Genomic DNA, 13,326 nt, shown 5'->3' on the forward strand with positions numbered 1-13,326 from the left:
AAAATGGCAAAAGCAAAATTTGAAAGAACAAAACCACATGTTAACATAGGAACAATAGGACATGTTGACCATGGAAAAACAACACTAACAGCAGCTATCACAAATGTGTTAGCAAACTATGGTGGAGCAGAAGTAAGAGCATTTGATACAATTGATAATGCTCCAGAAGAAAAAGAAAGAGGAATCACAATTGCGACATCTCACGTAGAGTATGAAACAGAAACAAGACACTATGCTCACGTAGACTGTCCAGGACACGCTGACTATGTAAAGAACATGATTACAGGTGCAGCGCAGATGGATGGAGCAATCTTAGTAGTATCTGCAGCAGATGGACCAATGCCACAGACAAGAGAGCATATTCTCTTAGCAAGACAGGTTGGAGTACCATCAATTGTAGTATTCTTAAACAAAGCAGATATGGTAGACGACGAAGAGTTAATCGAACTTGTAGAAATGGAAGTAAGAGAACTCTTAAACGAATATGAATTCCCAGGAGACGATATTCCTGTAATAGTAGGATCAGCTTTAAAAGCTGCTGAAAATGGAGATCCTGAAGGAGAATGGGGTAAGAAGATCATTGAGCTTATGGATGCAGTAGATAGCTATATTCCAGAGCCAGAAAGAGATACAGAAAAGCCATTCTTAATGCCTGTTGAGGATGTATTCTCAATCACAGGACGTGGAACAGTAGCAACAGGAAGAATCGAAAGAGGAACTCTACATCCATCAGATGAGGTAGAGATTGTAGGAATCAAAGAAACAGAAACAACAGTAGTAACAGGAGTAGAAATGTTCCGTAAGATGTTAGACGAAGCAGTAGCGGGAGATAACATTGGAGCATTATTAAGAGGTGTAAAAAGAGAAGACATCGAAAGAGGTCAGGTACTGGCAAAGCCAGGAAGTATTACACCACATACAAAGTTTTACGCTGAGGTATATGTATTAAGTAAAGATGAGGGTGGAAGACACACACCATTCTTTGATGGATATAGACCACAGTTCTACTTCCGTACAACAGATGTAACAGGAACAATTCAGTTACCAGAAGGAGTAGACATGGTAATGCCTGGAGATAACATTGAGATGACAGGAGAGTTAATTACTCCAATAGCTATGGAAGAAGGACTACGTTTTGCAATCCGTGAAGGTGGTCACACAGTAGGAGCTGGAGTTGTAACTGAAATTATTGAGTAAGTACAATAAATGCTTGTTACATTAAGTTATTAAAACTTAAATTTAATTCCATAGGCATGTGCAGAACTAAACTGCACATGCTTTTTTTCTAAAAAAACATTGACATTAGTCTTTAAATATGGTAAATTAATTAAGGTTAAGAATCAGAAAAAAATTAGGCAAACTCAAGAGGGAGAACAATTAAAACCTCTTAATATAAGTTTTTCAAGCAGTATCTGTTTGATTGAGGAGGTGGATTTACGGTGAGAGAAATTATTACACTTGAATGTACAGAATGCAAAAACCGCAATTATTCTACCAAAAAAAATAAGAAGAATACTCGTGATAGACTGGAATTAAAAAAATATTGTAAGTTTTGCAAGGAGCATACCCTCCATCGTGAAACAAAGTAGAATCATTAATACTTTAGCTGAGGAAGTGATTTAAAGATGGCAAAAGAGCTCGGGTTTTTTGGTAAAACAGCCAAGTTTTTTAAGTCAGTTAAATCTGAACTAAAAAAAGTGAACTGGCCAAACAAAGAAGAAATTACTTCAAATACATTAGTTGTAATTGTCACAGTAATTGCTTTGATATCATTTATTGGTTTAATAGATCTGGCACTGGCTAATATAATTACTCCATTAATTTCGTAATTGAGGAGGTGAGGATTCTTTAGAGAATCCTTAAATATGAGTGAAGAAAGTAAGTTAAATGAAGAGTTAGAAAAAGCAAGAGAAGATATTCCCTGGTATGTTGTTCATACATATTCGGGACATGAAAGAAAAGTTAAGGCAAATCTTGAAAAAAGAATAGCCAGTACAGGTATGGAAGACAGTATTTTTAGAATTCTAGTTCCAACTGAAGAAAAGATCGAAAAGAAAAAGGGGAAAGATGAAGTAGTAAAGAAAAGAATTTTTCCTGGATATATATTACTGCAGATGGATATGAATGATAAGTCCTGGTATGTTGTTAAAAACACACCCGGAGTAATTGGCTTTGTCAGTGGAGGAACAAAACCACTTCCTGTAGAAAAAGCAGAAGTCGATGCTATCTTAAGCAGCATGGGTGAAAAAGCTAAAAAAGTTTCTGTTGATTTTGAAGTTGGCGACCAGGTAACAGTAAAAGATGGTCCATTTGAAGATTTCGATGGAGTTATTAAAGAAATTCATCCTGAACAGGGTAAGGCAAAAATCCTTGTTTCGATGTTTGGACGTGAAACTCCAGTTGAATTAGAGTTTGATCAATTTGAGAAACATTAGTTTATCTTTTCAAATAGATAATTATTTTGAAGAAAGGGGTGTTTTAAATGGCTAAACAGGTAATGACAGTAATTAAATTGCAGATTCCAGGAGGACAGGCTAACCCTGCACCACCTGTAGGTCCTGCATTAGGACAGCATGGTGTTAATATTATGGAATTCTGTAAATCTTTTAATGCTAAGACTAAAGATAATCAGGGAACATTAATTCCGGTAGAAATTACAGTATATCAGGATCGTTCTTTTGATTTTATCACTAAAACTCCACCGGCTGCTGTATTATTAAAGCAGGCTGCAGGAATTGATACTGCTTCTGGAGAACCAAATGTAAATAAAGTGGCTACTGTAAGTAAAGATGCAGTACAGAAGATTGCAGAAACTAAAATGCAGGACTTAAATGCAGGTAGTTTAGAAGCTGCAATGAGCATGATTGAAGGTACAGCAAGAAGTATGGGAATTCTGGTAGAGTAAATTTACTAATTAACTCTATTAGAAAAATGAGAAATAAAATCGAGATGATTAATAGACGTAATTCAGTGGGAGGAAGATTCCGCTAATACCACAAAGGAGGAATAATAATGGCAAAAAGCAGAAGATATGCAGAAACTTTAGAAAAATACGATCGCGAAAAATTATTTGCCCCAAAAGAAGCTTTTGAATTAGTTAAAGAACTTGCAACTGCAAACTTTGACGAAACAATTGAGCTTTCAGCAAGACTGGGAGTAGATCCCAAGCACGCTGATCAGAATATTAGAGGGACTGTTGTTTTACCGGAAGGTACAGGTCAGGAAGTAACATTAGTTGTGTTTGCTAAAGGTGAAAAAGCCAAAGAAGCTGAAGAAGCTGGCGCAGATTTTGTTGGTGGCGAAGAACTGGCAGAAAAAATTGAAGGTGGCTGGTTAGATTTTGATTTAGCTATTGCTACACCTGATATGATGAGTGTTGTTGGCCGCTTGGGTAGAGTTTTAGGACCTAAAGGTTTAATGCCTAATCCTAAAGCAGGTACTGTTACTTTCGAATTAGAAAAAGCAGTAGCTGAATTTAAAGCAGGTAAGCTTGAATACCGTGTTGATAAAACTGGTATTGTCCACTTACCAATTGGTAAAGCTTCTTTTACAGAAGAAGAACTTTTAAATAACTACCACAAAATCATGGACACTCTTGCAAAAGAACGTCCAGCAGCAGCTAAAGGTAAATTCTTTAGAAGTTTAGCTATCTCACCAACAATGGGTCCTGGAGTAAAGATTGATCCAGCAGCTACAATGTCCTTTATTGGAAGATAAAAAAAGTTTGACCTGTTACGATTTTTGTGTTATATTTATTTAGACAAGAAAATAACCTTACCGAAGACAGCAGGGGCGCAATGCTTAAATTTCCTGCCGAGGGCAACTTTCTGCAAATTTAATTTTTGCATTTATACCTCCTGACTGTCTACAGGAGGTTTTTTCATTTTAGATAAGATTTATTGTTAAGCTCATATTTTGAGGGGGTGAAAATGTGGCAAGACCAGAAAAAGAAGCGGTTGTTAAAGAACTTACTGATAAATTTAGTAGTGCAAAATCACTTGTAATTACAGATTATCTGGGTTTAAATGTTGCCGAAATGACTGAATTAAGAAGCAAATTAAGAGAAGCGGGAGTAGAGTTTAAAGTTGTAAAAAATACTCTGGCTACTATTGCTGCTAATGATGTTGAAATGGAAGAAATGACAGAATACTTTTCAGGACCTACAGCGATAGCCTTTGGTGAAGATGATGCTGTGTCTCCTGCTAAAGTTTTGGTTGAATTCGCTAAAGATCATGAAGTTTTAGAGATTAAAGCTGGTCTTTTAAATGGTGAAATTATAAGTAAAGAAAAAGTGGAATCCCTGGCAGAAATTCCATCCAGAGAAGAACTTCTCGCAAAGGCTTTTGCAAGTATGAAAGCACCCCTATCTGGATTGGTCAATGTGCTGCAGGGTAATATCCGCGGCTTAGTACAGGTATTAAATCAAATTAAAGAAGAGAAAGCTTAAAAAAATTTAAGGAGGATTATTATAATGAATAAAGAAGAAATTATTAGTGCAATTGAGGAAATGAGTGTTTTAGAATTATCTGAGCTGGTTGAAGAATTAGAAGAAAAGTTTGGTGTAAGTGCAGCTGCTCCTGTAGCAGTAGCTGGTGGTGCTGGCGCAGCCGGTGGCGCAGCAGAAGAAGAAAAATCTGAGTTTGATGTTTTCTTAGCTGATGTTGGCGGTAAGAAAATTAAAGTTATCAAAGCAGTTCGTGAACTAACAGGATTAGGTCTAAAAGAAGCTAAGGCTGTTGTTGACGACGCTCCTGGTAATGTTAAAGAAGGTTTAGCTAAAGAAGATGCAGAAGAAATGAAAGAAAAATTAGAAGAAGCTGGAGCAACTGTAGAACTTAAGTAAGTCCAGTCTTAATATAGCAATTATGAGAATAGTCCTGCTGTATAGTTAATATACAGTGGGACTATTTTTTCATGAATAAATATGAGATTCTCTCTTTTATATACATAAATTTATTGTTTTTATAATTTATATAATTTATGTATTTATTGGTTAAAATTTATTTAAATTACAGAATAAGTTTTTATATTTATTATGAAGATAATAAATGCTCAAAAAAGATTGTAAATGGGAGAATTTCATACAAAAATCTCTTGACAAGAGATTTTTCCTGTGCTATCATTATTAGATGTCTATAAGGTAATAAGAAAATGATTATTATGGGATAGTTTCAGCTAATTATTAGAATTTCCTGGGGGTGCAATGATGTCAACGGCAAGGGAAAGACGAAGTTTTAGTAAAATTGATGACGCGATGGACTTGCCAGATCTGATTTATACACAATTAAACTCTTATCAGTGGTTTTTAGAAGAGGGATTGCATGAGGTTTTTAATGAAATCTCTCCAATTGAAGACTTTTCTGAAAATCTGGTACTAGAATTTGTAGATTATTATTTAGAAGATCCCGAATATACAGTAGAAGAATGTCGGGATAGAGACGATACTTATTCGGCTTCTTTGCAGGTTAAGGTTCGTTTAATTAACAAGGAGACCGGTGAGGTAAAAGAACAGGAAGTATTTATGGGTGATTTTCCACTAATGACTGATAAGGCAACATTTATTATTAATGGTGCCGAAAGAGTTGTGGTAAATCAGCTGGTTAGATCATCTGGTGTTTATTTTAGTGATGAAAGAACAAAAGATGGGCGCCGTTTAATTACGGGAAGTATTATTCCTAATCGAGGTGCCTGGATAGAATTTGAATATGATAAAAAGAGAATTATTTCTGTACGGGTTGATAGAACAAGGAAACTTCCATCAACTGTTTTGCTGCGCGCACTTGGTTTTGGAACAGACGCAGAAATCACTGATGAATTTGGAGATTCTGAAGTGCTGCATGATACTTTAGAAAGAGATAATACTGAATCCAAAGAAGAAGCCTTGATTGAATTATATAAGCGTTTACGTCCAGGAGAGCCGCCAACAGTAGAAAGTGCTACTAATCTTTTAGACTCACTGTTTTTTGATCATAAAAGATATGATATGGCAGCGGTTGGACGTTACAAATTAAATAAAAAGTTAGAATTAGATGTAGATAAAGATCGCAAATATCTTCATATTGATGATATTGCTGCAACTGTAAAATATATGATTAAACTGATTTATAATGATCCAGAAGCATATATCGATGATATTGACCATCTTGGTAACCGCCGCTTGAAAACTGTTGGTGAACTGCTTCAGAATCAGTTTAGAATTGGTCTTTCCAGAATGGAAAGAGTAGTTAGAGAGAGAATGACTATCCAGGATGTTGATGTAGTTACTCCTCAGGCTCTGATTAACACCAGACCTGTAGTAGCATCTATTCAGGAATTCTTTGGTAGTTCTCAGCTTTCTCAGTTTATGGACCAGACTAATCCAATGTCAGAGCTAACTCATAAGAGAAGGTTATCTGCACTTGGACCTGGTGGTTTAAGTAGAGAAAGAGCTGGATTTGATGTGCGTGATGTTCACCACTCTCATTATGGGCGTATCTGTCCGATTGAGACACCTGAGGGGCCAAACATTGGTCTGATTGGTACAATGGGAACTTACGCTAAAACAAATGAATTTGGATTTATAATGACTCCTTACCGCAGAGTTGTTGATAGTCGAGTTACTGACGAAATTGATTACTTAACTGCTGATGAGGAAGATAAACATATAATTGCACAGGCAAATGCAGAAATTGATGAAGAAGGTAATTTCACCAATGAATTTGTTATTGCCCGTAAGCGAGGAGATATTTTAGAGGTTCATCCAGAAGACTTAGATTATATGGATGTTTCTACCAAACAGATGGTAGGGGTATCTGCAGCGATGATTCCTTTCTTAGAAAATGATGATGCTAACCGCGCTCTAATGGGAGCCAACATGCAGCGTCAGGCAGTTCCGCTGATGATAACTGATGCACCGATGGTTGCTACAGGTATGGAATATAAGGCTGCTAAGGATTCAGGGGCAGTTATTGTAGCTGAAAAAGGTGGAGAGGTTGTTAGTGTAACTTCTAATAAAATAATGATTAAAAATGAAGAAGGTTTAATTGACAGCTATAAATTAATGAAATATAAGAGATCTAATCAGGGAAGCTGTATGAATCAGAAGCCAATAGTTGCGAAAGGTGATCAGATTGAGTCAGGAGATATTATTGCCGATGGTGCGTCAACTGAAAAAGGTGAGATGGCACTTGGCCGCAACTCATTAATTGCTTTTATGCCCTGGGAAGGATATAACTATGAGGATGCTATTTTAATTAGTGAAAATCTAGTTAAAGAAGATGCATTTACTACTATTCATATAGAAGAACATGAAGCAGAGGCCAGAGATACAAAACTTGGTCCTGAAGAAATAACTCGTGATATTCCGAATGTAGGTGAAAACGCTCTTAAAAACTTAGATGAGCGAGGAATAATTAGAGTTGGAGCCGAGGTTGAAGAGGGAGATATTCTGGTTGGTAAGGTGACTCCTAAAGGAGAAACTGAATTATCAGCAGAGGAAAGACTTCTGAGAGCTATCTTTGGTGAAAAAGCACGTGAAGTTAGAGATACTTCTTTAAAGGTGCCGCATGGTGAAGAAGGTATAGTTGTGGATGTCAAAGTCTTTTCTCGAGAACAAGGAGATGACTTAAAACCTGGAGTTAATCGTCTAGTTAGAGTTTATGTTGCAACTAAAAGAAAGATTTCAGTAGGGGATAAACTTGCTGGCCGTCACGGTAACAAAGGTGTTATTTCGAGAATCTTACCGGAAGAAGATATGCCGTTCCTACCAAATGGTGAACCGGTAGAAGTTGTGTTAAACCCACTTGGTGTACCGTCTCGAATGAACATTGGGCAGGTATTAGAAACTCATCTTGGTATGGCAGCCAGAGCGCTGGGGATTTATACTGAAACTCCAGTCTTTAATGGTGCCTTAGAGGAAGAAGTTGAGGATATACTGGAAGAAGCCGGTCTTGCAAGAGATGGTAAAACAGTTCTTTATGATGGAAGAACTGGAGAAAGATTTGAAGAAAGAGTAACAGTTGGAGTTATGTACATTCTTAAACTCCACCACTTAGTTGATGATAAATTACATGCTCGTTCAACAGGACCTTATTCTCTTGTTACACAGCAGCCGCTGGGAGGTAAAGCTCAATTTGGTGGCCAGCGTTTTGGTGAGATGGAAGTTTGGGCACTTGAGGCTTATGGTGCTGCTTACACCTTGCAGGAAATGCTGACAGTTAAATCTGATGATGTAGTAGGAAGAGTTAAAGCCTATGAGGCCATTGTTAAGGGTGAAAACGTACCTGATCCTGGTATTCCAGAATCATTTAAAGTATTGATTAAAGAGATGCAGAGCCTTGGGCTTGATGCTCGAATCTTTACTTCTGATGAAGAGGAACTGCAGGTTGCTGAAAATGAAGATGAAATGATGGAAACTGCACAAAAACTTGGATTAGATACAGACTTAAAATTAAGTCGTGATAATGATGATGAAGACGAATAATTCCACTATAGAAAGGGGAGAGACCCTTGTTAAATGTGAATAATTTCGATTCAATGAGGATCGGAGTTGCTTCTGCAGAGCAGATACGTGAATGGTCCCGCGGAGAGGTTAAAAAACCAGAGACAATTAATTACAGAACTTTAAAGCCTGAAAAAGATGGCTTATTCTGTGAAAAAATCTTTGGGCCAACCAAGGATTATGAATGTCACTGTGGTAAGTATAAGCGGGTCCGTTATAAAGGTGTTGTGTGTGACCGCTGTGGAGTAGAGGTAACCAGATCCAAAGTGAGAAGAGAAAGAATGGGGCACATCGAACTGGCTGCACCATGCACACACATTTGGTATTTCAAAGGTATCCCCAGTCGTCTGGGTTTAATAATGGATATGTCACCAAGAGCTTTAGAAAAGGTAATTTATTTTGTTCATTACATTGTAACTGATCCTGGTGACACACCATTAAGCGAAAAACAGCTGCTGCCAGAAAGTGAGTACCGTGAAGCCAAGTCTAAATACGGCAACACTTTTAAAGCTGCTATGGGAGCAGAGGCTATTCAGGAACTACTGGGAAGAATTGATGTTGAAGCTGAAGTAAAAGAACTTAAAAAAGAAGTAAAAGAAGCAAGTGGGCAGCGCCGTAAAAGAGCTGTTCGCAGGCTGGAAGTAATGGATGGTCTATTAGATTCTGGTTTAAATCCTGCTAATTTAGTCCTAAATGCAATTCCAGTTATTCCACCAGACTTAAGACCAATGGTTCAGCTGGATGGTGGACGTTTTGCTACTTCTGACTTGAATGACTTATACAGAAGAGTAATCAATCGAAACAATAGATTAAAAAGACTGCTGGATCTTGGAGCACCTGAAATCATTATTCGGAATGAGAAAAGAATGCTGCAGGAATCAGTTGATGCTTTAATTGATAACGGACGTCGCGGAAGACCTGTTACAGGTGCTGGAAATAGACCACTTAAGTCTTTAAGTGATATGCTTAAGGGTAAACAGGGACGTTTCCGTCAGAACCTCTTAGGTAAGCGTGTTGACTATTCAGGTCGTTCAGTTATCGTTGTTGGACCTGATCTTAAGATGCATCAGTGTGGTTTGCCCAAGAAGATGGCTTTAGAGCTGTTTAAACCTTTTGTAATGAGAGGTTTAGTTGAAGAGGGGCATGCCCACAACATTAAAAATGCTAAGAGAATGGTAGAAGATGTTGATGAGGCAGTTTGGGGGATTTTAGAAGAAGCAATTAAAGATCATCCTGTACTTCTAAACCGTGCTCCTACACTGCACAGACTCGGGATTCAGGCTTTTGAGCCAGTACTGGTTGAAGGTAAAGCAATTAAGCTGCACCCACTCGTCTGTCCTGCTTACAATGCGGACTTTGATGGTGACCAGATGGCTGTTCACTTACCTTTATCTGTAGAAGCTCAGGCTGAATCAAGACTGCTGATGTTAGCTACAACTAATATCTTAAATCCATCTGATGGTGGACCAATCACCATTCCTACTCAGGATATGGTTCTTGGTGTCTTCTATTTAACAACAATTAAAGAAGAAAGAAAGGGAGCAGGTAAGATATTTGCCAATGCTGATGAAGCTATTAAAGCTTATGACACAGATCGTGTTCATCTGCAGGCTCCTGTAAAAGTAAGACTTAACGGAGAAATTATTGATACTTCTATTGGTAGAGTTATCTTTAACGAGGCTTTACCTGAAGAAGTTGAGTTTGTAAATGAGAGAATTGGTAAAAGTGATCTGGGAGACTTAATTACTGACCTTTATGAAGAAGTTGGTAATGATAAAACTGCTGAGACTTTAGATAATATTAAGGCTATGGGTTATGATTTTGCTACTCGTTCCGGTATTTCTATTGCAGTTAGTGATGCAGAGATCCCGCCATCCAAACCAGAAATTGTTTCTAAAGCGGAAGATGAGGTTCATCAGATTGAAAACCACTACCGCCGCGGAGCTATTACTGAGGATGAAAGGTATCATAAAGTTGTTGATATCTGGAACCAGGCAAAAGATGATGTTACAGATGCATTACTTGAAAACCTTGACGAAAGCAATAATATTTACATTATGGCTATCTCCGGTGCTCGTGGTAATACATCTCAGATTTCTCAGCTTGCTGGTATGCGTGGTTTGATGGCTGATCCATCAGGACGGATTATTGATGTTCCGATTCGATCCAGTTTCCGTGAAGGCCTGGATGTATTAGAATATTTCCTATCCACCCACGGAGCTCGTAAAGGACTTGCTGATACAGCCTTAAGAACTGCTGACTCTGGTTATCTAACCAGAAGGCTGGTTGATGTTTCACAGGATGTTATTGTTAGAGAAGATGACTGTGGAACTGAAGAAGGTATTTATGTTGAAGCAATTGGTCCCAAGGGCAAAAATGCAGTTGAGCCTTTATCAGAACGCTGTATTGGTCGTTATACTGCAGAAGAGATTGCAGATCCAGAAAGTGGAGAGGTAATTGTTGAAAACAATACCTTAATTGATAGAAAGAAAATGAATGAAATTGAAGCAGCAGGTATTGATAAAGTAAAAATTAGAACCAATTTAACCTGTGAAGCTCAGCACGGTGTCTGTCGTAAATGTTACGGACGCAACCTGGCAACAGGAAAGCAGGTTGATATTGGAGAATCTATTGGTATTATTGCTGCGCAGTCAATTGGTGAGCCTGGTACTCAGTTAACAATGCGTACCTTCCACACCGGGGGAGTTGCTGGTGATGATATCACCCAGGGTCTGCCTAGAGTAGAAGAGCTTTTTGAAGGTAGAACTCCAAAAGGACAGGCTATCATGACCGAAAGAGAAGGTTATGTAACCATTGTCGAAAAGAAAAACTCCAAGCGAGTTGTAGTAGAAAATGAAGATGGCAAAAAGAAAACATATAAGATTCCTTACGGATCTAAGATGATTGTTAAAGATGATGACTATGTAACAGCTGGTGATAAGCTGACAGAAGGTCCGCTTGATCCTAATGTGCTGCTGAAAGTTAAGGGCGAGAAAGCTGTGCAGAATTATCTTTTAGAAGAAGTTCAGAATGTTTACCGCTCACAGGGTGTTGAAATTAATGATAAGCATATTGAGGTAATTGTTCGCCAGATGATGAAGAAACTTAAGATTGTAAAACCTGGTGACACTGAATTGCTGCCTGGAAGTCTGGTAAACAGATATGATTTCCGTAAAGCAAATGAGGAAGTTGCAGCTGAGAATAAAGAACCCGCTGTTGCTAAACCTGAACTGCTCGGTATCACTAAGGCTTCACTGGCTACAGATTCATTCTTGTCTGCAGCTTCTTTCCAGGAAACCACCAGAGTACTGACTGAGGCTTCCTTGGATGGAAAGGTTGATCCATTATTAGGACTCAAAGAGAATGTAATAATTGGACAACTGATTCCAGCAGGTACTGGAATGAAGTATTACAGAGATATAGATGTAGTTAAGGAAGATGGAACCATGTTTGGAGATTTAACCGAGGATTTAACTGATGTCGAGTAGTTAATCTAAATCCAAATGGATAAATTAACATTAAAATAAATCAGAAGAGTTTCTCCTTTATTGTCAGGTGAATTTGGACTGGGAAAATCTATTTATTAGTTCTTAATTTACAATATCAATAAAAGGAGAAACTCTTTTTAATTTTAGCTTGACATGGAACTCTAAAGCTGTTAAAATACTTAAGTGTGCTCAACAAAGTTTGATCTGGAGGTTTGCTTAAAATGCTAAGCGAAACAAGTACTGATGAGCTGCTGGTTGGCAGCAAACAGACATTAAAAGCTATAGCAGGAAATCAGGTAAAAAAAATATTTTTAGCTAAAGATATTGACCAGCCTTTAAAAAAAGAAATACTTGAGGCTGTTAATAATAATAATATTCCTTTTGAGATTGTAGAAAGCAAAAATGAATTAGGCAGAATTTGTGGGATCGATGTTTCTGCAGCTTCTGCAGCTCTATTGAAATAATTGGAAGGAGGTGGGATTGCATGCCGACAATTAGTCAGTTGATCCGTAAAGGACGAGAAAAGACTAAAAAGAAGACTTCCGCTCCTGCTTTGGAGGGTTCTCCACAGAAGAGGGGTGTCTGTACTAGAGTATATACTGCTACACCTAAAAAGCCTAACTCAGCTTTGAGAAAGGTAGCTCGTGTTCGTTTAACCAATGGAAAAGAGGTAACAGCTTATATTCCGGGAATTGGACATAACTTACAGGAACACTCTGTTGTACTAGTAAGAGGTGGAAGAGTAAAGGATTTACCAGGTGTTAGATATCATATTGTAAGAGGAGCACTCGATACAGCTGGTGTTGAAGACAGAAAACAGGGACGTTCCAAATATGGTGTAAAAAAACCTAAGTAAAAGGAGGGATTTTAGTGCGCAAAAATAGAGCAGAAAAAAGAGATGTAGTACCAGATCCAGTATATGATAATGTTGTTGTCAGCAGAATTATTAACAAATTAATGCTGGATGGCAAAAAAGGACTGGCAGAAAAAGCATTTTACAGTGCTCTTGATATCATCTCCGAAAAAACTGGTGAAGATGGCTTAACAGTTGTAAATGAAGCACTGGAGAACATAAAACCAGCTCTTGAAGTTAAATCAAGACGTGTTGGTGGTTCTAACTATCAGGTGCCAGTAGAAGTAGATGAAGATAGAAAAAGAACTTTAGCATTACGCTGGTTAGTAACAGCAGCTAGAGGTCGTAGTGAAAGAACTATGAGAGAAAGAATTGCCGGAGAAATTACAGACGCATACAACAATACAGGCGGCGCAGTTAGAAAGAAAGAAGAAGTCCATCGTATGGCTGAAGCCAATAGAGCTTTTGCACATTATAGATGGTAATTTAGTTGCGTGATGATGTAT

13 protein-coding genes and 1 other annotated feature are annotated in these 13,326 nt (G+C 37.8%); all 13 genes read left to right on the forward strand.

Annotation, left to right across the window (positions count from 1 at the left end):
• The first annotated feature begins 3 nt into the window (after positions 1–3).
• Positions 4–1,197, forward strand: a complete 1,194-nt coding sequence (gene tuf / locus CI949_RS10175) for an elongation factor Tu (protein WP_290765999.1) — start codon at positions 4–6, stop codon at positions 1,195–1,197.
• 242 nt (positions 1,198–1,439) lie between these two features.
• Entirely contained in the window at positions 1,440–1,589 is a 150-nt protein-coding gene (gene rpmG / locus CI949_RS10180) for a 50S ribosomal protein L33 (RefSeq protein ID WP_014553844.1), read from the forward strand.
• Between the two features lie 36 nt (positions 1,590–1,625).
• On the forward strand, positions 1,626–1,829 hold the full coding sequence (gene secE / locus CI949_RS10185) for a preprotein translocase subunit SecE (protein WP_108138958.1): 204 nt from the start codon (positions 1,626–1,628) through the stop codon (positions 1,827–1,829).
• A 36-nt stretch (positions 1,830–1,865) separates the two neighbouring features.
• Positions 1,866–2,435, forward strand: a complete 570-nt coding sequence (gene nusG, locus CI949_RS10190; RefSeq protein ID WP_108138960.1) for a transcription termination/antitermination protein NusG — start codon at positions 1,866–1,868, stop codon at positions 2,433–2,435.
• Between the two features lie 47 nt (positions 2,436–2,482).
• On the forward strand, positions 2,483–2,905 hold the full coding sequence (gene rplK / locus CI949_RS10195) for a 50S ribosomal protein L11 (protein ID WP_076546200.1): 423 nt from the start codon (positions 2,483–2,485) through the stop codon (positions 2,903–2,905).
• Between the two features lie 107 nt (positions 2,906–3,012).
• Complete coding sequence (rplA, locus tag CI949_RS10200) at positions 3,013–3,717, forward strand: 50S ribosomal protein L1 (RefSeq protein WP_365941476.1); 705 nt, start codon at positions 3,013–3,015, stop codon at positions 3,715–3,717.
• Between the two features lie 42 nt (positions 3,718–3,759).
• Positions 3,760–3,890: a sequence feature (ribosomal protein L10 leader region), on the forward strand.
• Positions 3,891–3,931: 41 nt separating this feature from the next.
• Positions 3,932–4,447: a 50S ribosomal protein L10 gene (gene rplJ / locus CI949_RS10205; RefSeq protein ID WP_108138964.1), complete on the forward strand. Its 516-nt coding sequence runs from the start codon at positions 3,932–3,934 to the stop codon at positions 4,445–4,447.
• Positions 4,448–4,471: 24 nt separating this feature from the next.
• Positions 4,472–4,843, forward strand: coding sequence for a 50S ribosomal protein L7/L12 (rplL, locus tag CI949_RS10210; protein ID WP_108138966.1), 372 nt, complete (start codon positions 4,472–4,474; stop codon positions 4,841–4,843).
• Positions 4,844–5,206: 363 nt separating this feature from the next.
• Positions 5,207–8,461 carry a DNA-directed RNA polymerase subunit beta gene (rpoB, locus tag CI949_RS10215; protein WP_290765981.1) on the forward strand — a complete coding sequence of 1,085 codons (3,255 nt, stop codon included), beginning with the start codon at positions 5,207–5,209 and terminating at the stop codon, positions 8,459–8,461.
• Positions 8,462–8,487: 26 nt separating this feature from the next.
• Positions 8,488–11,967: a DNA-directed RNA polymerase subunit beta' gene (gene rpoC, locus CI949_RS10220; protein WP_290765984.1), complete on the forward strand. Its 3,480-nt coding sequence runs from the start codon at positions 8,488–8,490 to the stop codon at positions 11,965–11,967.
• Between the two features lie 221 nt (positions 11,968–12,188).
• The gene (locus CI949_RS10225; RefSeq protein WP_108138972.1) at positions 12,189–12,431 is read left to right on the forward strand and encodes a ribosomal L7Ae/L30e/S12e/Gadd45 family protein; all 243 of its coding nucleotides are present in this window, start codon (positions 12,189–12,191) and stop codon (positions 12,429–12,431) included.
• A gap of 20 nt (positions 12,432–12,451) precedes the next feature.
• On the forward strand, positions 12,452–12,823 hold the full coding sequence (gene rpsL, locus CI949_RS10230) for a 30S ribosomal protein S12 (protein ID WP_005488205.1): 372 nt from the start codon (positions 12,452–12,454) through the stop codon (positions 12,821–12,823).
• A 14-nt stretch (positions 12,824–12,837) separates the two neighbouring features.
• Positions 12,838–13,305: a 30S ribosomal protein S7 gene (gene rpsG, locus CI949_RS10235; RefSeq protein ID WP_108138974.1), complete on the forward strand. Its 468-nt coding sequence runs from the start codon at positions 12,838–12,840 to the stop codon at positions 13,303–13,305.
• The last annotated feature ends 21 nt before the right edge of the window (positions 13,306–13,326 follow it).

The sequence above is a fragment of the Halanaerobium sp. genome (assembly GCF_003070835.1).

What these genes read in the sequence shown, in the direction of transcription:
- rpsL (WP_005488205.1), top strand. Translation starts at nt 12,452, where the DNA reads ATGCCGACAATTAGTCAGTTGATCCGTAAAGGACGAGAAAAGACTAAA.
- secE (WP_108138958.1), top strand. Translation starts at nt 1,626, where the DNA reads ATGGCAAAAGAGCTCGGGTTTTTTGGTAAAACAGCCAAGTTTTTTAAG.
- rplK (WP_076546200.1), top strand. Translation starts at nt 2,483, where the DNA reads ATGGCTAAACAGGTAATGACAGTAATTAAATTGCAGATTCCAGGAGGA.
- rplL (WP_108138966.1), top strand. Translation starts at nt 4,472, where the DNA reads ATGAATAAAGAAGAAATTATTAGTGCAATTGAGGAAATGAGTGTTTTA.
- CI949_RS10225 (WP_108138972.1), top strand. Translation starts at nt 12,189, where the DNA reads ATGCTAAGCGAAACAAGTACTGATGAGCTGCTGGTTGGCAGCAAACAG.
- tuf (WP_290765999.1), top strand. Translation starts at nt 4, where the DNA reads ATGGCAAAAGCAAAATTTGAAAGAACAAAACCACATGTTAACATAGGA.
- rplA (WP_365941476.1), top strand. Translation starts at nt 3,013, where the DNA reads ATGGCAAAAAGCAGAAGATATGCAGAAACTTTAGAAAAATACGATCGC.
- rpoB (WP_290765981.1), top strand. Translation starts at nt 5,207, where the DNA reads ATGTCAACGGCAAGGGAAAGACGAAGTTTTAGTAAAATTGATGACGCG.
- nusG (WP_108138960.1), top strand. Translation starts at nt 1,866, where the DNA reads ATGAGTGAAGAAAGTAAGTTAAATGAAGAGTTAGAAAAAGCAAGAGAA.